Raw genomic sequence first — 25,216 nt, 5'->3', positions numbered from 1 at the left:
TTAGAATAGTCAGCATGACTACTGAGCGTTCTTCCGAGATCTCTTCGCCCTACGCGGCACAGCCTGCCGCTACCTCCGCGGATGCTCCCGCGACTGCTTCTGCATCCGCATCGGCACAGAAGCCTTTTGACCTGGACACCGTCAAGAAGGTGCGTACCGTTCACCTGGCTCAGGCTAAGGCGACCGGTCAGAAGTTCTCCATGCTGACCTGTTATGACGCTCTGACGGCGCAGATTTTTGATCGTGCGGGCATCGATATGCTGCTGGTTGGCGATTCTGCGGCGAATGTGGTGCTCGGCTACGAGTCCACCCTGACCATTACCCTCGATGAAATAATTCCGCTGGTGGCGGCGGTTTCTCGCGGTGCATCCCGCGCCATGGTGGTTGCCGATCTGCCGTTCGGAACCTATGAGCAGTCCCCGCAGCAGGCGGTGGCGAGCGCTGTTCGCCTGATGAAGGAGGGCGGCGCGCACGCGGTCAAGATTGAGGCTGATGCGTCGATGGCTGAGTGGGTTCGTGCCCTGGTGCGTACCGGTATTCCGGTGGTGGCGCATGTTGGTTTCACCCCGCAGTCGGAGCATGCTCTGGGCGGTTTCCGTGTGCAGGGCCGCGGTGATGCGTCTGAGCGTGTTCGTGAGGATGCGGTGGCGCTGGCTGAGGCTGGCGCGTTCTGCGTGCTCATGGAGATGGTGACTACCCAGACTGCGCAGCTGGTGGATGAGGCTGTGGGCGCTGTGCCGACTATTGGTATTGGTGCCTCAAATGTGACCACCGGTCAGGTGCTGGTGTGGCAGGACATGATGGGTGTTCGTTCCGGTCGCGTGCCGCGTTTTGTGAAGCAGTTTGCGCAGGTCGGTCAGGTCATGGAGGACGCTGCGCGTGCTTATCGTGAGCAGGTTCGTTCGGGTGAGTTCCCGGCGGCTGAGCACACTTTTGAGTAGGCTTTAGGCTGAGAAGAAAAGCTTGAGAAGAAAGACCCCCGTATCCGGTGCTCCGGGTGCGGGGGTCTTTTCGTCTCAGACTGTATGTCTGTTGGGCGGCGGGCGCCTTGAACGTGGCTGAGGGTGCTCGATCTTTAGAGCCAGCCGCCGTCCTTTTCCCAGGCGTCGTTGCGTTCGCGGGCGCGGTCCATGGCGTGTGCCGCCTCCTCGTAGGTTTTGAAGGGGCCCCACAGGGAGGTGACGGCGCTCTGCTGGCCGCGTTCAACCTCGCCGGTTTTGAGGTTGTACCAGTACTCTTCGGGGTGCGGGCTGGTGGCTTCAGTCGCGGAGTTCAGGGTCTTTTCGACCGCCGATTCGATGGCTTCGCTCAGGCGGTGCTTGTGATGGCTCATGGTTCTCCTTCGACGGTGAGGGGTTGGTGTTTCTAGCTTCTCACGCGCGTAGGTTCGTGGCAATGAGGCGGGCGGAGCTTCTCACGGCGTTCCCCCTCCACGGTCTTCCGCCTCTGCCTTCCACCCCGGCTTTCCGCCCGCGCAGTTTTTGCCGCTAGCGTGCATGAAATTTTATTCACAATCTGGGAAAAAGGTACGGCTTGTGTATCCGCCGCTTTTTAGCGCCTGAGCAAGGGACACAACCCGCCCACGCCCGGTAAGATGAAACTATGTCTTCAACCAAAACGAATACTTCGCACAATCTTCCCGCAGAGCCCGGTCGAGCACCCGTGGGTTGCCTGACCCCCGGACGCATCACCCCCATGCGCCCGGTCCCCTCGCACATTGTTCGCCCCGAGTACGTGGGTAAGCCCACCGCCAACGAGGGTAACGACTCGAACATGTACACCCCCGAGGAAGTTGAGCGGGTTCGCGCAGCCGGCAAGATCGCGGCAGGCGCCATCGTTGAAGCATCCAAGATTTGCGTACCCGGCACCACCACCGACGAGATTGACGTGCTGGTCCACGAGTACATTTGCGACCACGGCGCGTACCCCTCCACCGTGGATTACCGCGGCTACCCCAAGTCCGTGTGCACCTCCCTGAACGAGGTCATCTGCCACGGCATCCCGGACTCCACCGTGCTGGAGGACGGCGACATCCTCAACCTGGACGTCACCGCATACCTGGACGGCATGCACGGCGACACCAACAAGACCCTGCTCGTCGGCAACGTGGACGAAGAGTCCCGCCTGCTGGTTGAGCGCACCGAAGAGTCCCTGAACCGTGCGATTAAGGCTGTGAAGCCGGGCCGCCAGATCAACGTGATTGGTCGCGTCATTGAGAAGTATGCGGCGCGTTTCGGTTACGGTGTGGTTCGCGACTACACCGGTCACGGTGTGGGTCGTGAGTTCCACTCGGGCCTCATCATCCCCCACTACGATGCGGCACCCGCCTACGACACCGAGATCCGTGAGGGCATGATTTTCACGATCGAGCCCATGCTGACCCTCGGCACCATCGAATGGGACCTGTGGGACGACGACTGGACCGTGGTCACCCGCGACCGCAAGCGCACCGCGCAGTTCGAGCACACCCTCGTGGTGACCGCTGACGGCGCGGACATCCTGACCCTGCCCTAATCCGCAGCCCTCTGGGTTTCCTGCCTGTGCAGGTTCGAGCCCAGCACCTCACTTTTTATATCAATTCACCCACTGACAAGCCCGCCCACTCCCTTAGTGTTACACGGCAGTAGGCGGGGTGAAAGAGAGAGAAAACCATGAGCGAATACGCAGAACCCGGCGTCATCAACGAGCTGCCCGCCCCCACCCCCAAGGACCTGCAGATTGGTGTGGACATTGGAGGTACCGGCATTAAGGGCGGTATCGTTGACCTGCGCACCGGTAACCTCGTGTCCGACCGTTTCCGCATTGACACCCCCAAGCCTGCAACCCCCGAGGCTGTGGCTGAGGTTGTACGCCGAGTAGTTGATGAGCTGCAGGGCCGCGACCTGGCACCGGACCCCGAGTCCGCTGTCGGCATCGACTTCCCCGCAGTGGTGAAGAACGGCATGGTCTTCTCCGCAGCGAACGTGGACGACTCCTGGATTAACACCGACCTGGAGCAGGTCATGAGCGAGGCGCTGGGCGGCCGCACCGTCTACGGCCTCAACGACGCTGACGCAGCCGGTCTGGCTGAGGCAACCTACGGTCAGGGCCGTAACCGTGACGGCCTGATCGCTGTCATCACCCTGGGCACCGGCATTGGCTCCGCCCTCATCAACGACGGCGTGCTGATCCCGAACACCGAGCTGGGCCACCTGGAGATTGACGGCCACAACGCCGAGTCTCAGGCTTCCGCTCGTGCCCGCGAGGTGCACGAGCTGTCCTGGAAGAAGTACGGCAAGCGCCTGTACCGCTACTTCGAGCACGTTCAGATGCTCTTCTCCCCCGACCTGTTCATCATTGGCGGCGGCATCTCCAAGAACCCGGAGAAGTTCATGCCCTACTTTGAGGATCAGATTCGTACCCCCATGGTCATGGCCGCCCTGCGTAACAACGCGGGTATTGTGGGTGCGGCACTGTGGGCTGGCGGTATGCTGCCCGAGCGTAAGCGCCGCGGCGAAGCGTAAGGTTTTCCTGAACCTGCTTGACCCGCGGCCGCGTAAGCGCCGCGGCGAAGCGTAAGGGCTTGCTTCCTGCTATCCGCCTCGGATAGCGCTTCACATACGTACGAAGGGACCGCCTTCCGAATCATTCGGAAGGCGGTCCCTTCTGTATGCCGCCGCTCATGTAGCGGCGGCTGAGCTCATTAGCTACTGGGTTAGCTAGTGGCTGTGCTAGTCAGTTACTGTGCTAGCTAGTTACTGGGCGATGCGGTCCTCACGCAGACGCGCAATCGCCTCCTCAAAGTCTTCAAGGTTCTCAAACGCCTGGTACACGCTCGCAAAACGCAGGTAAGCGACCGCGTCCAGCTTCGACAGCGGCTCCAGGATGGTCAGACCCACCTCGTGCGCGTTAATCTCCGCCAGGCCGCGAGCACGAATCAGCTCCTCAACCTCCTGGGCGAGCTTCGCCAGATCGTCCTCCCCCACGGGGCGGCCCTGGCATGCCTTACGCACGCCGGCGGCAATCTTCGAACGGTCGAAGGGCTCGGTCACGCCGGAACGCTTAATCACCGAAATGGTGGTGGTTTCAACGGTCGTGAAGCGGCGAGCGCAGGAGGTGCACTGGCGGCGGCGGCGAATTGCGGCGCCGTCATCGGTGGTGCGGGAATCCACCACGCGCGAGTCGGTGTGCTTGCAATAGGGGCAGTACATTGTTTCTCCTTGGCTGGGCGCTAGCGCCCGCGTATACAGCGCTCAAGAATATTTATACCTATTCTACCGTGATATACAGCGGATACACCGTATGGTGTGAGTGAATATACGCTCAGGGTGGACTCTGCTATGCAGAATCCACCCTGTCATTCCCACCTTGCGGGGTTATATATGTTTAGCGTCGAATGCAGCTCGGACCGAAAATCGTCTTGATTTCACCGAAGAGGCTCGGGTTCGGTTCCACGCGCACGCTCGCATCCAGAAGCACCAGCTGCTCCTTATCGCGGGTGCGGATGAGCATGCGCACATCCGCGGTGCCCTTGTGGTCGCGCAGGGTCTCCTTAAGCTCCTTCAGGTTCGCCTCGGTCACCAGGTACTCGGGTACCACGATGGTGATGGGTGCGGCGCGGCCGTCATCACTGATTTCCAGGATCTGCAGTTCCTGCGCGCTCATGTTCACACTACCGTCGTCACGGCGCTGCACGCGGCCACGAATCGAGCAGATGAGGTCGTCTGCCAGGGCGGCGCCCATCGTCTCGTAGGCGCGGGAGAAGAACATGACCGTAATGGTTGCGCCCGAGGGGTCTTCCAGCTCCACGGAGGCGTACTGGTTACCGCTGGACTTGGCGATACGGCGCGAAACGCCGGTGAGCATGCCCGCAAGGGTGACGGTTTCGCCGTCGCGCACGTGCGAGTCTTCACCGATAATGTCGTGCACCGAATGGCTTGCGGCATCCGAGAGCGCACGCTCCAGGCCACGTAGCGGGTGGTCCGAAACGTACAGGCCCAGCATGTCACGCTCAAAGTTCAGCTTCTCACGGCGGTCCCACTCGGGCACGTCGGGGATGGTCACGGTCAGCTCATCACCCAGGGCGTCATCCATGCCGAGGGAGCCGAAGAGGTCGAACTGACCCGCCGCTTCCTTACGTTTGACCGCTACGGCTGCGTCCACTGCCGCCTCGTGAATGAGGGACAGCGAACGGCGGGTGTGGCCCAGGTCGTCGAAAGCGCCCGCCTTAATGAGCGACTCGATGGTGCGCTTATTGCACACCTGCAGCGGCACCTTCTTCAGGAAGTCGTTGAAGGACTCGTAGCGGCCCTTCTCCTCGCGGGCGGCAATCATGCCTTCGACCACGTTCGCGCCCACGTTACGGATCGCGCCCATACCGAAGCGGATATCGTCACCGACAGGGGCGAAGGTCAGGGTGGATTCGTTCACATCCGGCGCGAGCACGGTAATGCCCATGGCGCGGCACTCGTTCAGGTACAGCGCGAGCTTGTCCTTGTTATCGCCCACGCTGGTCAGTAGCGCAGCCATGTACTCCTGCGGGTAATGCGCCTTCAGGTACGCCGTCCAGTACGACACCAGACCGTATGCAGCCGTGTGCGCCTTGTTGAACGCGTAGTCAGAGAACGGCAGCAGAATATCCCAGAGCGCCTTAATAGCGCCCTCAGAGTAGCCGTTAGAAATCATGCCGTCGTGGAAGGTAGCGTACTGCTTATCCAGCTCCGCCTTCTTCTTCTTACCCATTGCACGGCGCAGCAGGTCTGCCTCGCCCAGAGTGTAGTTCGCAACCTTCTGAGCAATCGCCATAACCTGCTCCTGATACACAATCAGGCCGTAGGTGGTGTCCAGAATATCCTTCAGCGGCTCTTCTAGCTCGGGGTGGATCGGCTCGATCTCCTGCTTACCGTTCTTACGCAGAGCGTAGTTGGTGTGCGAGTTCGCGCCCATCGGGCCCGGACGGTACAGCGCCAACACTGCCGAAATGTGCTCGAACTCCTCGGGCTCCATGAGCTTGAGCAGCGAGCGCATCGGGCCGCCGTCGAGCTGGAACACGCCGAGGGTGTCGCCGCGCGCCAGCAGGCGGTACGATTCCGGGTCGTCCAGCGAGAGGGACTCAAGGTCCAGGTCAATGCCACGGTTCGATTTAATGTTCTCCACCGCATCGGAGATGATGGTGAGGTTACGCAGACCCAGGAAGTCCATCTTGATCAGGCCCAGGCCCTCACAGGTGGGGTAATCGAACTGGGTAATAACCTGGCCGTCGGCCTCGCGGCGCATCACGGGGATCACGTCCACGAGGTCCTTGCTGGACATGATCACGCCCGCAGCGTGCACACCCCACTGACGCTTCAGACCCTCCAGGCCCTTCGCGGTTTCGAACACCTGGCCGTAAATCTTATCGACCGGGTCCTCAATGAGGGCGCGCAAATCTGCCGCCTCGGCGTAACGCTTATCCTCTTCGTTATACACGTTCGCCAGGGCGATGTTCTTACCCATAACGTCCGGCGGCATCGCCTTGGTGAGGCGCTCGCCGACCGAGTACGGCTGGTCCATCACGCGAGAAGCGTCCTTGAGCGCCTGCTTCGCCTTAATGGTGCCGAAGGTGACAATCTGTGCGACCTTCTCTTCACCGTACTTTTCGGTCACGTAGTCGATGACTTCGCCGCGGCGACGATCGTCAAAGTCCACATCGAAGTCGGGCATGGAGACGCGGTCGGGGTTGAGGAATCGCTCGAAGATCAGGTCGTGGTCGAGCGGGTTCAGGTCGGTAATACGCATCGCGTACGCGACCATGGAGCCTGCACCGGAGCCACGGCCGGGGCCCACGCGAATACCGTTGCGCTTAGCCCAGTTGATAAAGTCGGCGACCACGAGGAAGTAGCCGGGGAAGCCCATGGAGGTAATAACCCCCACCTCGTACTCTGCCTGCTTGCGCACAGTGTCGGGAACGCCCTGCGGGAAGCGGTAGTGCAGGCCCTTCTCGACCTCCTTCACGAACCAGGATTCCTCGTTTTCGCCCTCGGGCACGGGGAAGTTCGGCATGTAGTTCGCCTTGGTGTTGAACTCCACGTTGCAGCGTTCAGCGATTTCGAGGGTGTTCTCGCACGCGCCGGGAATGTCGCCGAACAGGGCGTACATTTCTTCTGCCGAGCGCAGGTAGAAGTTATCCGCATCGAACTTGAAGCGCTTGGGGTCGGTGAGGGTCGAGCCGGACTGCACGCACAGCAGCGCCGCGTGGGCGGTGTGGTCTTCCTGGCGGGTGTAGTGCAGGTCGTTGGTGGCGACGAAGGGTAGGTTCAGCTTCTTGGCGAGACGGTGCAGATCCTCCTGGACGTTGCGTTCAATGTCCAGGCCGTGGTCCATGACCTCGCAGTAGAAGTTGTCCTTACCGAAAATATCGCGGAATTCGCTCGCCGCCTGGACCGCCTCATCGAACTGTCCCAGGCGCAGGCGCGTCTGAACCTCACCGGAGGGGCAGCCGGTGGTTGCAATCAGGCCCTTTGAGTAGGTCTGCAGCACCTCGCGGTCCATACGCGGTTTGTACAGCTGACCTTCCAGCGACGCAATCGAGGAGGCACGGAACAGGTTGTGCATGCCCTCGGTGGTTTCAGCCCACATGGTCATGTGGGTGTACGCGCCACCACCGGAGACGTCGTCGCGGGAGCCGTCGCCCCAGCGCACACGCGAACGGTCGGTGCGGTGTGTGCCGGGGGTCAGGTACGCCTCCACACCAATGATGGGCTTAATATCGTGCGCTTTAGCCTGGCGCCAGAAGTCGAAGGCACCAAAGAGGAAGCCGTGGTCACTGGTCGCCATGGACTTCATGCCGAGTTCTTTAGCGTGGGTGAACAGGTCACCCAGGCGCGCGGCACCGTCGAGCATAGAGTACTCGGTGTGCACGTGCAGGTGCGTAAATTCTTTGGTTGCCACGGGAATCTCCTGGAGGTGTGGGCTGGAGGATGGGCGGTGAATGTGAAGCTGTGTGCGGCAGCCCGCGGGCGGCTATAGTTGCCGAGCTGTCTAGCCGAGCTGAACCTTACCCTCACGCAGAGCGGTCAGCGCGTAGGACAAATCGAGCGGGTACTCACTGGTGAAGGTCACGCGCTCACCGGTGCCGGGGTGATCGAAGCCCAGGCGGTGCGCGTGCAGCCACTGGCGGGTCAGGCCCAGTTCGGCGCTAAAGCGCGGGTCGGCGCCGTAGGTCAGGTCGCCGCAGCAGGGGTGGCGCAGCGCGGAGAAGTGCACACGAATCTGGTGGGTGCGTCCGGTTTCCAGGTGTACCTCCACCAGCGATGCGGGGCCGAAGGCTTCGAGCACATCGTAGTGGGTGATGGAGTTGCGGCCGTCTTCAACCACGGCGAACTTCCACTCGTTGCCGGGGTGGCGACCGATGGGTGCGTCAATGGTGCCGCGCAGCGGGTCGGGCAGGCCCTGCACGAGGGTGTGGTAGACCTTGTCCACGGTGCGTTCCTTGAAGGCTCGCTTGAGTTCGGTGTAGGCGCGTTCGCTGCGGGCTACGACCATCAGGCCGCTGGTGCCCACGTCCAGGCGGTGCACAATGCCCTGGCGTTCTGCCGCGCCGGAGGTAGCAACCGAGATGCCCTCACCCATGAGCGCGGAGATGACGGTGGGACCGTGCCAGCCCGGTGAGGGGTGCGCCGCCACGCCCGCGGGCTTGTCCACCACAACGATATCGTCGTCCAGATGCACGATGCGGAAGCCATCCACCTTCTCGGGACGAATGTCCGCCAGATCGCGCGGTGCGGGTGCATCGACGACGACCTCATCGCCTGCGGAAAGCTTGTAGGACTTGCCAATCTTCACGGTCTTGCCGTTGTTGGTCACGGTCACGTGGCCGTCACGAATCCACCCGGAGGTGCGGGTGCGCGGCGCATCGAGGGCACCGGCGAGCGCGGCGTCCAGGCGCATACCGGCGAGCGCGCCTTCAACGGTGAATTCGGCGCGGATGCGGGCCGTATCTTCGGCGGCGTTGGTGGTTTCGCTCATGCGGCTCTCCTTCGGGTGGTGTTTGCTTTGGTTGTCTGTGTGAGGGGTTGTCTGTGTGAGAACGGCTATAGGCACGTGTGTCGGCAACGTAACCGTCGGCGCGTATGCCGGAACGGGGAGCTACTTGGTGCTCTTCCCTGCCGCATTCTTGTCGTCAGCCTGCACACGGGTTCCGTTGAGGTTCAGGCCCTTGAAGTTCAGCAGAACGATGAACGCCATGCACACGCAGATTGCGGAGTCTGCAATATTGAAAATCGCGAAGTTCGGTACGGAAATAAAGTCGACCACGTGACCGGAACCGAAGCCGGGCTCACGGAAGAGACGGTCGAAAAGGTTGCCGCAGATACCGCCGAGCAGTCCGCCCAGGGCGAGGGTCCAGGACAGGGCGCGGGTGCGGCGCAGTAGGTAGAGCACCACGGCCGCGGCGGCGACCATGACGAGGGTGAAGACCCAGGTGACGTTCTCGCCCATGCTGAATGCGGCGCCGGAGTTACGGATCGAGTACCACCACAGAAGCCCGTCAATGACGGTGATGCGCTCCCCCAACTGCATCTGGGTGACGACCAGGTATTTGGTGCCCTGGTCGATAGCGAACACGACGGTGGCAAGCACGAGCGCGAGGATGCCCGCAGAGCGAGCCGAGAGGATGCGCACGCGGCGTCCGTCAGCCTTTGTAGCGGTGTGTGAGACTGAGGATTCAGCAGTCTTGGGGGTGTTGGTCATAGCTCTCCTCTAGTCTGTGCCGGTTGCTACGCGCCCGAACGCAAACCTGGTGCGGTACCGTTCGATAGTGCCCCTCTAGCTTAGCAAATCGGGGTAGTGCATCGAGTATTCGGCGGTGATTTGGCGGGTGCTCTCCCCCGCTTCTCATCCTGTGTTCTCAAGCCGGGCGGAGCAGGTATGAGAATACCGCCCGGTTCTCTCCATCTTCCCCGGTGAATAGCGGTGGAAGAGAAAGAATCCGGGCGGCATACGCCTCAGAGCGTCGTTAGCTCATTCAAGCGAACTGATTTATGCGGAAGCCTCGATGGACTTGAGGTTCTTCAGCTCCTGAACCTGTGCATCCAGGTGCTGCAGCAGCTTGGAGCGGTAACGGCTCTCGAAGCCGCGCAGAGCCTCAACAGCGATCTCCAGTTCTTCCTTCTCGTCGGTGAGGCGAGAGAGAACCTCTTCGCGCTGCTGCTGAGCTTCGCTCACCATAGCGTCTGCCTTCTTCTCTGCCTCTTCAATCAGTTCAGCCTTAGCCTTCTCGCCCTGTGCCACGTAGTCGTCGTGAACCTTCTGTGCCATGGCGAGCAGTGCCGCCGCGTCCTGAGGTGCAGCCGGTGCTGCCGAGGACTGTGCGGGTGCCACAGCCGCTGCGGGGGATTCGGGAGCGTTTGCGGAGAGCTGCTCGACCTGACGCTCCAGAGCGTCACGCTCGGAGTACAGTGCGCGCAGTTCGACAACGAGCTCGTCCAGGAAGTCGTCGACCTCGTTGCGGTCGTAACCGGACTCTTCGGTGACGATCTTGAAGCTCTTAGTGATCAGGTCTTCGGGGGTGATTGCCATGGGCTTCTCCTCTGGGTATCCCTACGGGGTTTGGTGGTGATGTTGAGTGCCGCGGATTCACCAGCCAGATAGGGCGTGGCCCCAATATTTTAGGGTCCCGATGATTCAGGGCATGGCTATGCCGCGATGCAGTCGTTGGCACCAATTCTACTATTCTTTGGTTTCTGTGCCCGGTTATACGTCGGTTGAATCGTAAAATATTCGCTCGGCGCAAGGGTGGGATTCACCACGTGACGTATCCGCCCTAGTCCCTGCTATCCCCCTTATGTTTTCTGCTCTGCGGTGCATTTCAAGAAGGTTTTTGCAGAGACATCTTGACGCTCCCCAAGCGGACCCCCGGCGCAGAACCCAGGCACAGACCCCAGACGCAGAAAACCCCGCCAGCACGTCATCCCATGTCAGGATGCCAAGCGCAAGCGGGGCTCTCATGCCTAGTTCTCGTATCTCTCCGATGGAGGGGCCACATTAGGACAGCTTCGCGGTAATCGTCGTCATGATGTTCAGCAGGAAAGACAGCAGAACAATCAGAATCAGAAAACCGGTATCCAACGCAACGTTACCCACACGCACCGGCGGAATCAGACGACGCAACAGGTTCATCGGCCAGTCCGTCACCGCGTACACGCCGCTAGCGAAGAGCAGAACGATGCCCTTGGGGCGCCATCCCGGAGCGAACATGCGTACCCAGTCAAAGAGCATGCGCAGCAGCATGGAGACGTAGAGAACGTACAGAATAATCGTAATGAGGGCGAAAATATAACCCATCTATCAGTCCTTAGCCCTGGTCGAAGGGGAATTCGCCGTCGGTCTCAAAGCCGGCGGGAACCTCGGAGTTAGCCACGCCCAGAACCTCCAGGTTGGAGGGGGTCAGCAGGAACACCTTAGCGGTGACGCGCTCAATGCGGCCCTCCAGTGCGAATGCCAGACCGGATGCGAAGTCCACCAGGCGCTTTGCGTCTGCGTCAGGCATTTCTTCCACGTTCATAATCACGGGGATGTTCTCGCGGAATGCCTCACCAATGATCTTTGCGTCATTGTAGGAGCGGGGGTGGATAGTGGTGATACGACGCAATTCGTCCTCTTCTTCCTCGTAACCGTAGGTGTATCCGTTGGTTTCTTCGGGCGCGTAGCCCTGTTCGTAGTAGCCGTCGTTGGAGTACGTATCGGCGTACTGCTCGGTGTATTCGGTATTCGGCACCGGGGTGTCCTCCCAATTGTCTGCGCTGGCATCGTCCCAAGTCTGCTCGGTTTCTGCCAGATCAGCTGTGGTTTCAGGTGTATGAGCGGTGGCGTATGCCGCTGCATCTACGGTTGCTCGTCCGTCGGCAGATTCTTCTGCGTCCAGATACTCGGTTTCTGTACCGTCATCGTAGCTATCAGCCTGCAGGTACTCTTCCTGTTCAGTATAGGCGGGTTCGTCCTGCGGGTGGTAGGTTTCGCTCTGCGGCTCGGCGGTACTGTTGCTGTACTGTGCCGAGCCGGGCAGCGCTGAGAGCCTGTTGGCGCTGTCGGTCTTCTGCGCTGTAGCAGCCTGCCCTGCGGAGGCGTTCGCCTCCTTGTGGGTGTCAGCCTGCACAGCCTGCGGGGATTCTTCCGGCGTCGCCTCGGCGTCCTGGTATCGTTCCAGGCCGAGGAAACCCGCCAGACGGCTTTGCTTCGCCATGATTCTCTCGCTGTTCTTTGCTTGTGGTGTACAGGGTCTGCCGTGGTGCTTCCTCAGAAGGTGTGTGCGTGACGGTACGTCATGCACCGGCATGTATATATTACCAGCGCCCACCCCGCGCAGGCGGTCAAGGGCACCGATGATTATGCCGCCGCCAGCAGACCCATCAGCTGAAAAGACTAACGGCTAAAGGGCCTAGAGCGCCGGACGCTTACCCATGATGTCGCTACCCACGCGCACGCAGGTCGAGCCCCAGCGCACCGCCGCTTCCAGGTCGCCGCTCATGCCGGCGGAAATCTCGGTCGCGTGCGGCACCTGCTCACGCACCAGCGAGGCCAAACCATAGAGCTTCTCAAACGCCGCATCCGGGTTCATGCCCAGCGGTGCCACCGCCATCACGCCACCGCAGCGCAGGTGCTCGTGATTCTCGATGCGCTCCACCAGCTCCAGCAGCTCGGAGGCGCTCGTACCGCCGCGCGCGCCCTCGGCGGCGTGGCCAGCCGTCGCGACCTCCGCCAGGGACACCTGCACCAGACAGGTCAGCGCACCCTGCTCCGCCGCCGCGGGTGCGGGCGCCTCCCCCGCCTCAAAGCGGGAGAGCTGGTTTGCGTACGCCTTCGCCAGCGCATCCGCCAGGGAGGGGCGGTCCACCGAATGCACACTGGAGGCGTACTTGACCACAGACTTCGCTTTGTTCGTCTGCAGCTGACCGATAAACGCCCAATGCGGGGGCTGCACCTCACGCTGAGCACAGTATGCGGCAAGCTCGCGAGCCTTCGCGCTCGCCTCCTGGTCGCGGTTCTCACCGAAGAGGGACACTCCCCCATCCAGCAGCGCCGCCGCATCGGAGGCGGGGAAGAACTTCGTGACCGTCACCAGCTGCACCGGGGCGCTCTCCTCGGTACGCACGGCGCTGTGGTCCTGCTCCGCGGCGCGGATACGCTCAAGCACGCGGCGGTAGTTCTGCAGCAGCTGCTCGGCACGTTCGGGAGTGTACTGCAGGTTCTCTTCTACGTTCATTTCAGACATCTTCTCTCCTTCAGCGGCTCTATCTTTAGCGGTTCTATCTTTAGCAGCTCTAGGCGGCAGGCTCTGCCGCCTTCTCAATCCACACCAGACCTGCGATGCGGCCCGGCTTCTCACCGCGGTTCGTGAACCCGCGATGCGAATACACCTCGGGCTCCTCAAACGTGCACTGCGCACAGTCCATGCTCACCTGCACGCCCGCCTCCTCCAGCACGGCGCGGGCACCGGCGGGCAGGTCCAGGCCGGGGGTCTGCTGGCTGGTCACCGAATGCACCTGCGGAATCAGTTCGGTGGACTCGGTGCGCATCGCCTCGGGCACCTCGTAGCAGCTACCGCAAATGCTCGGACCCAGCCAGGCGGTAATTTTCTCCGCGCCGAGCTGACGCATCCGCTGCACGGTCTGCTGAAGCACGCCGTCAAGCAGACCTCGGCGACCCGCATGAGCCACCGCCAGGATCGGTTGCCAGTTCGCGACCCGCTCACCCACCAGCACCACGGGAATGCAGTCCGCCACCATAATCGCCAGGGGCACGCCCTCACTGCTAATCGCCGCATCGGCGACCGGGGAGTTCTCCAGCACCGCGCGGGCACGCTCAACCGTACGCTCCTCGGGTGCACCGGGTGCGTAGGATTCCACTTCATAGTCTTCCGGGTAGGCAATCTGCACGCCATGCACCTGGTTCAGGTAGAAGAACGGCTCGGTACCCAGCGCCTCCTCCAACGCGGCACGGTGGTTGAGGGTGCGCACCAGGGAGGCATCCATACCGCCGCCGAGCTCATCGTCCACATGCAGGCCCAGGTTGCCCGCCGCGCGGGAGGTGAAACCCACCCGCACACGCCAGGGACCCAGGGTGCGGGTATCGGCAGAGGCAAGTAGCGAAGTTTTGGGGTTATCGCTCATCTTCTATTCCTTCATCAGATGTCAGCGGGTATAGCAAAGGGGAGCCGAGAACAGCACAATGTGCGTGTTTCTCAGCTCCCCTATAGCTTCATAAGACTCTCAGCCGTGCAACGCTAGGCGTTCACAGCCGGGCAGACTACTTCAGGAAGTCAGGGACGTCCAGGGTGTCGCGGCGAGCCGGAGCTTCCTCCACAACCGGGGGAAGGTCAACGTCGAAGCCAGCAGCGCCGGTGGAAGCCGGAGCAGCAGCGGGTGCGTTGTAGCCGTAGCCGTTAGCAGCCGGAGCAGCCGCAGCGGTGGAACCGCCGAAGGATGCCTGGGTGCGCTGAGCCTGAGTAGCCGCAGCAGTGGAAGCGTTGGAGTTAGTCTCCGGGTTCACTGCGTCGAAGCCAGCAGCAATCACGGTCACGCGAGCCTCATCGCCCAGTGCGTCGTCAATAACCGCACCGAAGATGATGTTTGCGTCGGGGTGAGCAACTTCCTGAACCAGGCGTGCAGCCTCGTTAATCTCGAACAGACCCAGGTCGGAGCCACCCTGAATGGACAGCAGAACGCCGTGTGCACCGTCGATGGATGCTTCCAGCAGCGGCGAAGCGATAGCCAGCTCAGCTGCCTTCACGGCACGGTCCTCACCGGATGCCGAGCCGATACCCATCAGAGCCGAACCTGCACCTTGCATGACGGACTTAACGTCAGCGAAGTCAAGGTTGATCAGGCCGGGGGTGGTGATCAGGTCGGTAATGCCCTGCACACCGGAGAGCAGAACCTGGTCAGCGGACTTGAATGCGTCCAGCATGGAGACGTTGCGATCCGAAATCGACAGCAGTCGGTCGTTCGGAATAACGATCAGGGTATCAACCTCATCGCGCAGAGCAGCGATACCGGTCTCAGCCTGGTTGGAGCGGCGACGGCCTTCGAAGGTGAAGGGGCGGGTCACCACACCAATGGTCAGAGCGCCGAGGGAGCGGGCAATACGTGCCACGACGGGTGCGCCACCGGTACCGGTGCCACCACCCTCACCTGCGGTCACAAAGACCATGTCTGCGCCCTTGAGGACTTCCTCAATTTCCTGCGCGTGATCCTCGGCTGCCTGACGGCCAACCTCGGGGTTTGCGCCCGCGCCAAGACCGCGGGTCAGCTCACGACCAACGTCCAGCTTAACGTCTGCATCGGACATCAGCAGAGCCTGAGCGTCAGTGTTGATAGCAATGAACTCAACGCCGCGCAGACCAACCTCAATCATGCGGTTGACTGCGTTGACGCCACCGCCGCCGATACCAACGACCTTGATGACTGCCAAGTAGTTCTGGGGAGTTCCAGCGTCCATGTATTCCTCGATTGTTCCGTGTTCCAGCTTCGGAAGACCCGCAGCTTAATCTAAGCCTGAAGGTTTCCTCTAAAGAATGACTTTATCTGCTAGGATACCAAACTGTTTTTGTTGGTTCCTAGTCACACAGCGCAATTACCCCCTCTTTTTGCGGATTTCACACAAAAAGGGAGGATAAAGCGCCTGAATGGTTCCCCTAACGGGTCACCGGTACGCGCGGGGCAGACACGTCATAGACGGTCACCTTCTGCGTCTGTGCCTCGGAAGATTTCTCCTCCTGAGCACGTTTGGCAATAGCCTGGCGCAGGGAGAGCAGGACCTTAGCCTTCAACTCGCTCTCTTCAGCGGTTCCCCACTGCACCGTAGTATTATCCCTCAAGGTTAGAGTGATACTTGAGGTTGATGTAGCGCCGGCTTCCTTAACCTGAGCTAGAAGTTCAGAGGGCATTGCCGAAAGCGCGGTAGAAATAGTGCGGAACTCAGCCGAAGTCTGCGGGTCATCACCGCTGAAACGAACCAGCGGCACCGACGTATCGGGCTGAGTTGCCGACTCGAGAAGGCTCACACCATCACTATCAACAGTATGGTACGTATCGCCCTGCTTCACAACCGCAACCGCGGTACGCTCCTTCAGAGTCACCACCAGCTCATGCGGCGGACGGCTCTCCACCTGCACGCTACGAATCACATTATCCTGCCCGAGCAGCTCACGCACCTTCTTCTCATCGATGCGAGTGAGCGGAACACCGCGCAGAGGCTCAAGCTTCTGCTCCACCTGGGTGGTTTCCAGCAGGGACGCGCCGCGTACCGTAATCTTCTGAGTCGCCAACAGGGGCGAGAAGAAGACCAGCACCACATACAGCACCGCAATAATAGCCAGTGCCGAGGCAGTGTACAGCAGCTTACGGGCACGAGTCAGAGGCGCACGCTCCTTACGGGGGCGTTCCTCAGCACGCAGACCGTCCAGACCCGGATCCTGACGCAGACGCTCACGGTGAGCCTGACGGCTCGCACGCTCGCGCTCCTTCTCAATCTCCGCGGCACGCTGCTGCTCACGCTCTGCACGCCAACGACCAAAACGACTCGTGGGGCGAGGCTCTTCAACAGCCTTCTCCCCCGCCTTATCGGCGCTCTTATCGGCGTTTTCTTTAGCCTTCTGAGCGGCAGACTCTTCGCGAGATTCAACAGAATCGGCAGAAGACTTCTTGTCAGAACTCTTCTGAGCAGCCTTCTGATCGGCTACTTCCTTTTCTGAGCTCTTTACCGACTGCGAGGATGCAGGCTGAGCAGAGGCACCCTTGGCGGGTGAAGTCTTCGACGAAGAATCCTCAAACGCCTCAACATCAAACAGCTCAGGCGCGTGCTCAACCTCAGACACGGTACGACCGGTCATCAGCGCAGAACGCACCGAATCCTTCAAAGACTGTGCCGAAGAATGAACCGCCGCAGCGCTCTTGGAAGCCGAAGAATCAGCACCGTTCTGGGCGTGCGACTTATGCACCACCGGCTTACGCGGGGCATGACGCACAGAGCTCGAAGACTGAGTAGCGGCAGACTGGGCAGAAGCCTCCGAGGATGCAGCCCCGGCAGGCTTCACAGCTTCCGCAGACTTCGCAGATTCCGCGGGCTTCACAGCCTCAGCAATTTCTGCGCTCTTTACAGCCTGCGTCTGCACGGGCTTAGCATGTACCGCCTCAGCCTGTGCCGCCTCAACCTGCGCATTCTCAGCTACCTGCTGGGCGCGAAAACGAGCACGCGAACGCGGAGCCTTCGGCGCGCGCGAGGAGGAATGCCCCTCCGAAGAGAGACCAGAACTCATCGGCACAGCCTAAGCCTCCGACTTCTTCGACTCGCCGCCGTGACGGATTTCCAGGGACTCCAGCAGACGCGCACCCAAAGCGGTCACATCGCCAGCGCCAACGGTCATCACAATATCGCCGTCCTGAGCGCACGCCACAATATCCTCAATTGCACTCTCAGCGGTAGCGTAACGAACCTCAGAGAAACCAGCACCGGTAATCAGCTCACTGGTCACACCCTCAATCGGCAGCTCACGAGCCGGGTAAATATCCAGCACATGAGCACGATCAGACATCGACAGGGCCTGCGCAAACTCCTTCGCGAACTCGCGAGTACGCGAGAACAGGTGCGGCTGGAAAATCACGTACAGGTTATGGCCATCAGCCACGGTACGACCGGTCTGCAAAGCACGGAACACCTCGGTCGGGTGGTGCGCGTAGTCGTCAAAGACCTTCACGCCGGCAACCTCACCGCGCAGGGTGAAACGGCGGTCAGCACCCACGAAATCAGCCAGCGCGCGAGCAATATCAGCAGCCTCGTAACCAGAAATCAACGCCGACGCAAAAGCAGCCGAAGCGTTCAACTGGTTGTGGATACCGGGCACCTTCAGAGCAAGATCCTGCTCACCCTCATAACGCACACCGCGGCACTCAAAAGACCACGACAGGTGCGACGACGAGGAAGAACCAGCGCTGGTAATCTCGCTAATACGCAAGTCAGCATCCGCCGCCTCACCATAAGTCACCACGGGCACACCCGCCGCACGAGAACGAGCCGCCAAATCAGCCGCGCCCGCATCATCAGCACAGGTCACCACAACACCGTTAGGCGCCAGCGAACCCACAAAACGGTTGAACGCCTCAAAGACACGCTCATCCGTCTCATAGAAATCCAGGTGGTCCGGCTCAACATTCGTCACCACAGCAATAGCCGGGCAGTAACGCACAAACGAGCCGTCCGACTCATCAGCCTCAGCCACAAAAATCGTCTCCGGGCCCTGAGCGCCCAGGTGCGCGTTCGTGCCGCGACCAGCAATCACAGTACCCACCGCGAAGGACGGCTGCGCACCCAGCTGATCAAACATCACAGAAATCATGGAGCTCGTCGTGCTCTTACCGTGAGTACCGGCAACAGCAACCACCTGAGACTCACCCATCACAGCGGCAAGCGCCTCAGAACGATGCAGCACACGCAGACCCTGCGCACGAGCGGCAACAAGCTCCGGGTTATCCTCACGAATCGCAGTAGAAATCACCACGGTATCAACGTCCACAATGTTCTCAGCCTGCTGAGGAACACCCACACGAGCACCCGCAGCACGCAAAGACTCAACAGTAGCCGACTCCGCACGATCAGAACCGCTCACCGTCGCACCAGCCTGCAGCATCAGCGCGGCAATAGCGCTCATACCCGCGCCACCAATACCGATGAAGTGCACACGGCCCAACTCGCTCATCTTCGCACGCTCAGGGAACGGCGGGTTCAGCGGTGCCGGCAGCACCATCTCAAGATTCATCAATTCAGTCATTACTTCTCAGCTGCCTTCAATACTGCTTCAGCCATAACGCGTGCCGCGTCACGGATACCAAGTTCATACGCCGCAGCGCCCATGCGCTCCAGCTCCTCCGGGTTCGCCATAAGAGCCGGAATCTCACGGGCGAACCACTCACCGGTGACCTCTGCATCCTTCACCAGCAGAGCCGCAGATGCCTCCACCAGAGAACGAGCATTCAGAGCCTGCTCACCATTACCAATAGGAAGCGGCACAAAAATCGCGGGAACACCCACCGCAGCAACCTCACTGACGGTCGCCGCCCCCGCACGCACCAGCAGAAGATCAGCGGCTGCATACACATCCTGCATGCCGTTGCTGAACTCAATCTGACGGTAATTCGGCGCACTCAGCGGCTCACCATTCTCATCCAGAACAGTCTTACCCTTACCGGTAATATGCAGAATCTGGAAGTCCCACTCCGCAAAGTGGTCACGGCACGCCGCCACCGCATTATTCAGGCTCAACGCACCCAGCGAACCGCCCGTCACAATCACGGTCGGCTTCTGCGGGTCCAAGCCCAGGTTACGGCGAGCCTTCGAACGGTGCGCCTCACGGTTCAGGTAGGCAATCTCATCCTTCATCGGCATACCCACCAGGGTTGCACGCGGGAAAGGAGTATTAGGGAACGCCACACCGGTGAACTCCGCAAACGTACCACCCAGGCGGTTCGCCAAACCGGGCTTCGCATTCGCCTCATGAATCACCACGGGAATCTTAGCGCTCAACGCCGACAGGTACGCCGGCGGGCACACGTAGCCACCCACGCCAACAACCACGTCTGCATCTGCTTCTTTGAGGATGCGGCGGGTCTTCGACAGGCCACCAAAGAACTTAGCGGGGAAAGCCAAAGCGGCACGGTTAATGCTACGAGGGAACGCTGCACGAGGGATGAACTCAATATCGAAACCAGCTGCCGGAACCAGCTCGGCTTCCATCTTATCCGCAGTGCCCAGCATCAGAATCTTAGCGTTCGGTTCAAGATCACGAACCGCACGCGCAATCGCGAGCATCGGATTAATATGACCGGCGGTGCCACCACCGGCGAAGACTATAGAGGGCGCCTTCTTCGTCATAGGTCTTTCTCCCAACACATCGGTACAGCATCATTTTACGCTATCGCACCTGTTCAAAAGAGCGCCCCCGCCATTGAGCTACAACTCAATAGCGAGGGCTTTATCTTATATTCAGCGCATATTCATCACGGGTAGAGACACGAACCGCAGCTCGTTCCCCCGAATGTCAGCCCCCCCGATATGCAGGCTTCACGGAGCGGGTTCCGCGGGGTTTAGCCCTGCTTGCGGGTGCCGCGCTGAGCCGAGTTCCGAGCCGCGCCCTGAGCCGGACGCTGCGCCTGCTGAGCACCGTTCTTCTGAGTGCCCTTTGCCTGAGTGCCCTGTCGCGACGCTGCCTGACGTTGAGTGCCCTGTCGAGGATTACCCTGTCGCTGGGCTCGACGCTGACGGTCCTCAGGATGCAGCGGCTGCAGACCCGCAGGTAGCGAACCCGACGGACGGTGCTGTGCGCTACGGGGCTGAGTAGCACGAGGCTGCTGCACTCGCTTCTGAGTAGCGGGTTTCTGAGCAGCAGGTTTCTGAGCAGCAGGCTGCTGAGCGGTACGGGGCTGAGCAGTACGAGTCTGAGCAGGCTTACCCTGTGCCGCTCGAGTAGAGGCAGTACTCTTCTGGGCAACACGAACCTGCTGGCCGGTACGCGGCTGAGCGGGAGCTTTCTGCGGAGCTACCTTCTTCGGTGCAGGCTTCTGCGGTGCAGGTTTCTTCGGTGCAGGTTTCTGCGAGGCCTTCTGTTTCTGAGCTTCAGCCTTCTGCGAGGCCTTCACACGGGCAGCTTCCTCACGAGCCAGACGCGCCTCCTCACGAGCACGACGCGCCTCTTCTCGAGCCTGCGCCGCCTCCTGGCGAGCCTGTTCCTTCTCACGACGAACCTTCTCCCGAGCCTGGCGCTCCTGCTCCTTCCGCTGCTCACGAGCCATACGAGACAACTCACGCTGCTGATCCGGCGCAAAACCCAACCAGCGGCGCAACGTGCTCTCCGGACCGAAAACAACCTTCAAAGGATTATGTTCCTTCAACAGGTGACCACCAGCAGCCGCACGAGCAGCCTCTTCCTGATTCAGCACATCCTGCAACGGCGTACGACGCTGCCATTCAGCATTCGCACGACGAACCTCACGCGCGCTCTGGGTCTCAATATTCGACGGTTTCGTCGCGCCACGCAACGGAGTCTGCCGCGCAAACGCCAACAACAAACCCGCCGCAAACAACGAGGACAACAGCGACGAACCACCATAGGAGACAAACGGCAAAGGCACACCAATCACCGGCAAAATACGGGACACCATGCCCATATTGATAATCGCCTGAGAGGTCAACCAAATCATGATGCCGCCCGTAGCCAAACGCACCAGCGGATCAGTAGTACGCAGCATAATACGAACCGCGCAATACACCAGGCCCACATACAGCAGCAGAACCGCCAGCGTACCCAGCAGACCCAGCTCCTCACCAATAATGGCGAAAATATAGTCGTTATGCGCCTCAGCCAGGTAGTTATACTTCTGGCGCGACTGGCCCAGACCAACACCCAAGAAGCCACCGGTCGTCAGCGCCACCTCACCAGAATTCGCCTGGTCACAGTTAGCGTTCGTGCACGAGCCCCAAATACCGAAAATACGAGCCACACGGTTCGCGCTACTGAGCACACCCACCAGCGCCAACGCCGCAAACGCGCCGCCAATCTTCAGCAGCGAGCTGCGAGAAGCACCCGCCAGCCACATCATGCCCACAAAGATGAAGCCATACACCATGGCGGTACCCATATCGCCACCGAGCATAATCAGCAGCACCAGGGCACCCACACCATAAATCGAGGGGAACAGCGTGCGCCAAATACTGCGAGAAATATCGCCGTGGCGGCTATACACCCACGCCAGCCACATAATAATCGCCAGCTTCGAAAACTCCGACGGCTGAATCTGCACCGGGCCAAGCTTCAACCAGTTACGGTTACCGTTCACCTCAACGCCGACAACCACCACAGCAAGCTGCATGACCAAAGCGGTAGCCAGCATCGCATACACCACAAACTTCTTGTGGTAAACGCCCACCGGAATACGCGTAATACCCGCCATCGCAATCACGCCAAGGACCAAGAACATGATCTGAGACGAAACCTGCGAGAACGGCGACTGGCCCTGCGAAATCATCGTGACGCTCGAAGCCGACAACACCATAATGCAGCCAAAAATAGCCAGACCCAGGGTCGTCACCAGCAACATCACCGGCACATCCCACAGGTCAGCCTTCAAACCACGACGGTACAACCTACCGGCACGAGCACGGAACGGCGCTGAGAAATCCTCCAAACCGGCTCGCAAAGACGCCCAACGACCACTCGCGGTCGAACGCGCCGAAGAAGCCGAACGCTCCGAAGATGCGCTGGTACTCACATGCCCTCCTATAGGCCTCAACTGCCACGGATCCGTCGTGGCGAATACACGAAAAAGGTTCAGGGGTGGGACACCGTTACCATCCCACCCCTGAGAAGAACCCGCAGAAAGCACCCCGGTTACCCGAGACGCCCCTGCAGGTAACGTCCTAAGAATCAGCCAGCTGGGCGGCTACAGCGTTCGCAAACGCATCACCGCGCACCGCATAATTCTTGAACTGGTCCATCGACGCAGACGCGGGAGCCATCAGCACGGTATCCCCCGGATGCGCCAGCTCAGCAGCCTTCGCAACGGCCGCGTTCATCACGGCAACGCCGTCCGAAGAATCAGCCACAGCGGCGGTCATATTGTAGGTCGGAACCTGCGGAGCGTGGTTAGCCAATGCCGACTTCAACGCCGCAGTATCGGTACCGATAATCAGCACAGCCTTCAGACGTTGCGCGTGGGCAACAATCAGCTCATCGTACTCAACGCCCTTCGACAGGCCGCCAGCAATCCACACCAGCGAGGGGTAGCCGCTCATCGACGCGTTCGCGGCGTGAGGATTCGTAGCCTTCGAATCGTTCACCCACATGATGTCGTTTGCGTAACCCACCAGCTGGTTACGGTGCGCACCGGTCTTGAAGGAACGCAGGCCAGCGCCCACAGCCTTCGGGTCAATATCAGCCGCACGGCACAGAGCCGCAGCCGCCAAAGCGTTCTCCACGGTGTGCTTCGCAGGCATCTTACCGGGAGCCGGAGCCAAATCCTCCAGAACCGCCAGCTCATACGCCTCGTTGTAACGGTTCTTCAAGAAGGCGCGGTCCACCATGATGTCCTCAGCCAGGCCGAGCATCGACACGGCAGGCATCTCAGTGGAGCTGAAGCCAATCGCGCGAGCGCCCTCAATAACGTCCGCGTTCTCAACCATGCGCAGGGTGTCCACATGGTCGGTGTTGAAGATGCAGGCAACCTGAGTGTGCTCGTACACGCGAGCCTTATCAGCCTTGTAACGCTCGAACGAACCGTGCCAGTCCACGTGGTCCTCAGCAATGTTCAGAACCACCGAAGCGTACGGGGACATCGAATGGGTCCAGTGCAGCTGGAAGCTGGACAGCTCCACCGCGAAGAACTCATAGGGCTCATCATCGGCAATGGCGTACACGATGGGCATGCCCACGTTACCCACCTGAATAGACTTCTTACCGGCAGCCTTCAGGACGGAATCGACCATACCCACGGTAGTGGTCTTGCCGTTCGTACCGGTCAGGCACAGCCACTTGGGGGTCGGCAGGCCACTACGCTCGTTTAAACGCCATGCCAGCTCAACATCGCCCCAAATCTGGATACGGCGCTCATAAGCGTCCAGCATCACCTGGTGGTCGGGACGCACACCCGGAGAGGTCACCACAAGCTCGGGTTCCTGACCGTCCACCAGGGGCAGGGCACGCATGTGCTCGGGACCGAACAGGCCCTCAACCGGGCCGTACGCGTTCTTGTAAATCTCGATGCGCTCACGCTTCTCCGGAGTATCCGCGCCGTCGATGACAACGATCTTCGCGCCCAGCTGGGCAAGCACGTCGGTCACAGCGTCGCCGCTGGTGCCCATACCCACCACGACCACGCGCAGGTTAGCCCAGGGCGCACCCCAGTGAGTCAGCTCCGCGAGGCGCTCGTTCTCATACACCGGGTTCACCGCAATAGCGGCGGCAACCGCCTCAATGCGAGCTGCATCCGGCTGTTCAATAGTTGACATTAGTGAATCACTCCAGAAGTCTGCGAGAACCAGTCACCGAAGAACAGCGCCAGGGCAACGAGCACGCAGAGGGCATTAACAACCCAGAGGCGGAACACGGAGTTCACTTCGCCGCTGCTGACGGTACCGGGGGCAATGCCTCGCTTATCAATTGAGTACTTGCCGTTGACGCCGACCTTCTCCATGTGATGGTGGAAGGGGGTCATACGGAAGTAACGGTGCGCGTGTAGGGGCTTCTCCCCCGCTGCCACCGAACGCTTACGGCTGGTCTTGAACACGAACTTCTGCACAATCACAGAGAACACTTCCAGCACGGGAATCAGAGCGATGACCAGCAGAAGCAGCTCGGTGCGGGTGAACAGTGCGAAAGCAACCATTGCGCCGCCCAATGCCAGGGAGCCGGAGTCGCCCATGAAGATCTGTGCCTTCGACACGTTCCACCAGAGGAAGCCAGCCAGCGAACCCACCAGGGAAGCAGCAATCAGCGCCAGCGAACCGGGGTCGCGCACATCGTAGCAGGCGGTGCCAGCGCCAGCGGAGCAGGCGTGCACGTACTGCCAGATGCTGATGGTCAGGTAGCCGGAGAAGATGGTCATCATGATGCCGCCAGCCAGGCCGTCCAGACCATCGGTGAAGTTCACAGCGTTCGTACCGGACAGGGAGATGAGGGTAATCCAACCAACCAGCAGGATGGAGCCGAAAACCGCACCCGCCGCGAACAGGTCAATGGGCAGGTCACGTACGAAAGAGATAGCGGTCGACGCCGGACGAGCACCCGACTCATTCGGGAACTGGAACGCCAGGTACGCGAAGGGCAGGGTCACGCCCAGAAGACCAATGGTCTTCTGCTTCTCGGTCAGGCCCTCGTTGCCCTTATTGCGGAACTTCATGATGTCGTCCGCCGCGCCCACACCGAGCATGCCCAGGGTGAAGGCGATGGTCAGCCACGCGGTAGCGGTCGGTACCGGCGCGGTACCGAAGAGCAGCGCGCTCACCGCCAGGGTCAAGAAGTAGGCGAGAATCGCCGCGGGGATGAAGATCAGACCCGCCATGGTGGGGGTGCCCGCCTTATGCTGGTGGGCCGCCGGGCCTTCCTCACGGATGAGCTGGCCGAGCTTGAGGGACTTCATCTTCTTGATGAACACCGGCAGCGCGGTGAGGGAGATGAGGAATCCGAAGATTCCAGCAATCAGCACGGTAATCATAA

The 25,216-nt window shown here is 60.6% G+C and carries 20 protein-coding genes; 3 read left to right on the top strand and 17 right to left on the bottom strand.

From position 1 onward, the window contains the following. The first annotated feature begins 14 nt into the window (after positions 1-14). Entirely contained in the window at positions 15-941 is a 927-nt protein-coding gene (gene panB, locus ROTMU0001_RS01585; RefSeq protein WP_005507772.1) for a 3-methyl-2-oxobutanoate hydroxymethyltransferase, read from the top strand. 134 nt (positions 942-1,075) lie between these two features. Here panB and ROTMU0001_RS01580 read toward each other — a convergent pair whose 3' ends face one another. Next, positions 1,076-1,333 (bottom strand): hypothetical protein, encoded by a 258-nt coding sequence (locus tag ROTMU0001_RS01580; RefSeq protein ID WP_005507770.1) that lies wholly within the window; start codon positions 1,331-1,333, stop codon positions 1,076-1,078. 269 nt (positions 1,334-1,602) lie between these two features. Here ROTMU0001_RS01580 and map point away from each other — a divergent pair, with 269 nt between their 5' ends. Beyond that, positions 1,603-2,514, top strand: coding sequence for a type I methionyl aminopeptidase (gene map / locus ROTMU0001_RS01575; protein ID WP_005506520.1), 912 nt, complete (start codon positions 1,603-1,605; stop codon positions 2,512-2,514). A gap of 137 nt (positions 2,515-2,651) precedes the next feature. Then, positions 2,652-3,503, top strand: coding sequence for a polyphosphate--glucose phosphotransferase (gene ppgK, locus ROTMU0001_RS01570; protein WP_005507769.1), 852 nt, complete (start codon positions 2,652-2,654; stop codon positions 3,501-3,503). Positions 3,504-3,734: 231 nt separating this feature from the next. Here the strand turns inward: ppgK and nrdR are convergent, their stop codons facing one another. From nrdR to mraY, 16 genes are all read right to left on the bottom strand, one after another. Further along, positions 3,735-4,190, bottom strand: coding sequence for a transcriptional regulator NrdR (nrdR, locus tag ROTMU0001_RS01565; protein WP_005506525.1), 456 nt, complete (start codon positions 4,188-4,190; stop codon positions 3,735-3,737). Between the two features lie 175 nt (positions 4,191-4,365). Beyond that, positions 4,366-7,908, bottom strand: a complete 3,543-nt coding sequence (gene dnaE / locus ROTMU0001_RS01560) for a DNA polymerase III subunit alpha (protein ID WP_005507768.1) — start codon at positions 7,906-7,908, stop codon at positions 4,366-4,368. Between the two features lie 90 nt (positions 7,909-7,998). Beyond that, on the bottom strand, positions 7,999-8,985 hold the full coding sequence (locus tag ROTMU0001_RS01555) for an RluA family pseudouridine synthase (protein WP_005507767.1): 987 nt from the start codon (positions 8,983-8,985) through the stop codon (positions 7,999-8,001). A gap of 120 nt (positions 8,986-9,105) precedes the next feature. Next, positions 9,106-9,708, bottom strand: coding sequence for a signal peptidase II (gene lspA / locus ROTMU0001_RS01550; RefSeq protein ID WP_005507766.1), 603 nt, complete (start codon positions 9,706-9,708; stop codon positions 9,106-9,108). A gap of 288 nt (positions 9,709-9,996) precedes the next feature. Beyond that, entirely contained in the window at positions 9,997-10,536 is a 540-nt protein-coding gene (locus ROTMU0001_RS01545) for a DivIVA domain-containing protein (RefSeq protein WP_005507765.1), read from the bottom strand. 465 nt (positions 10,537-11,001) lie between these two features. Continuing rightward, a complete protein-coding gene (locus ROTMU0001_RS01540; protein WP_005507764.1) occupies positions 11,002-11,301 on the bottom strand; it encodes a YggT family protein in 300 nt (99 codons plus the stop codon). A gap of 10 nt (positions 11,302-11,311) precedes the next feature. Next, a complete protein-coding gene (locus ROTMU0001_RS09180; protein WP_245534272.1) occupies positions 11,312-11,734 on the bottom strand; it encodes a cell division protein SepF in 423 nt (140 codons plus the stop codon). Between the two features lie 660 nt (positions 11,735-12,394). Further along, complete coding sequence (locus ROTMU0001_RS01530) at positions 12,395-13,228, bottom strand: YggS family pyridoxal phosphate-dependent enzyme (protein ID WP_005507758.1); 834 nt, start codon at positions 13,226-13,228, stop codon at positions 12,395-12,397. A gap of 49 nt (positions 13,229-13,277) precedes the next feature. After that, the gene (locus ROTMU0001_RS01525; protein WP_005507756.1) at positions 13,278-14,126 is read right to left on the bottom strand and encodes a purine nucleoside phosphorylase YfiH/LACC1 family protein; all 849 of its coding nucleotides are present in this window, start codon (positions 14,124-14,126) and stop codon (positions 13,278-13,280) included. Between the two features lie 136 nt (positions 14,127-14,262). Further along, the gene (ftsZ, locus tag ROTMU0001_RS01520; protein WP_005507755.1) at positions 14,263-15,453 is read right to left on the bottom strand and encodes a cell division protein FtsZ; all 1,191 of its coding nucleotides are present in this window, start codon (positions 15,451-15,453) and stop codon (positions 14,263-14,265) included. 196 nt (positions 15,454-15,649) lie between these two features. Further along, on the bottom strand, positions 15,650-17,272 hold the full coding sequence (locus tag ROTMU0001_RS01515; protein WP_155115028.1) for a cell division protein FtsQ/DivIB: 1,623 nt from the start codon (positions 17,270-17,272) through the stop codon (positions 15,650-15,652). 9 nt (positions 17,273-17,281) lie between these two features. After that, complete coding sequence (murC, locus tag ROTMU0001_RS01510; protein WP_044141912.1) at positions 17,282-18,781, bottom strand: UDP-N-acetylmuramate--L-alanine ligase; 1,500 nt, start codon at positions 18,779-18,781, stop codon at positions 17,282-17,284. Then, complete coding sequence (gene murG, locus ROTMU0001_RS01505) at positions 18,781-19,881, bottom strand: undecaprenyldiphospho-muramoylpentapeptide beta-N-acetylglucosaminyltransferase (protein ID WP_044141910.1); 1,101 nt, start codon at positions 19,879-19,881, stop codon at positions 18,781-18,783. Before murG ends, murC begins: the two co-directional genes overlap by 1 nt. A 212-nt stretch (positions 19,882-20,093) precedes the next feature. Next, complete coding sequence (locus tag ROTMU0001_RS01500) at positions 20,094-22,274, bottom strand: FtsW/RodA/SpoVE family cell cycle protein (RefSeq protein WP_005507750.1); 2,181 nt, start codon at positions 22,272-22,274, stop codon at positions 20,094-20,096. Positions 22,275-22,422: 148 nt separating this feature from the next. Then, entirely contained in the window at positions 22,423-24,009 is a 1,587-nt protein-coding gene (gene murD, locus ROTMU0001_RS01495; protein ID WP_005507748.1) for a UDP-N-acetylmuramoyl-L-alanine--D-glutamate ligase, read from the bottom strand. Further along, the gene (gene mraY, locus ROTMU0001_RS01490; RefSeq protein WP_005507747.1) at positions 24,009-25,214 is read right to left on the bottom strand and encodes a phospho-N-acetylmuramoyl-pentapeptide-transferase; all 1,206 of its coding nucleotides are present in this window, start codon (positions 25,212-25,214) and stop codon (positions 24,009-24,011) included. Before mraY ends, murD begins: the two co-directional genes overlap by 1 nt. Positions 25,215-25,216: the final 2 nt, after the last annotated feature.

Source organism: Rothia mucilaginosa ATCC 25296, assembly GCF_000175615.1.
GTDB lineage: Bacteria > Actinomycetota > Actinomycetes > Actinomycetales > Micrococcaceae > Rothia > Rothia mucilaginosa.
The sequence above is the reverse complement of the archived record's forward strand: the minus strand, read 5'-3'. Positions and strand labels throughout refer to the sequence as shown.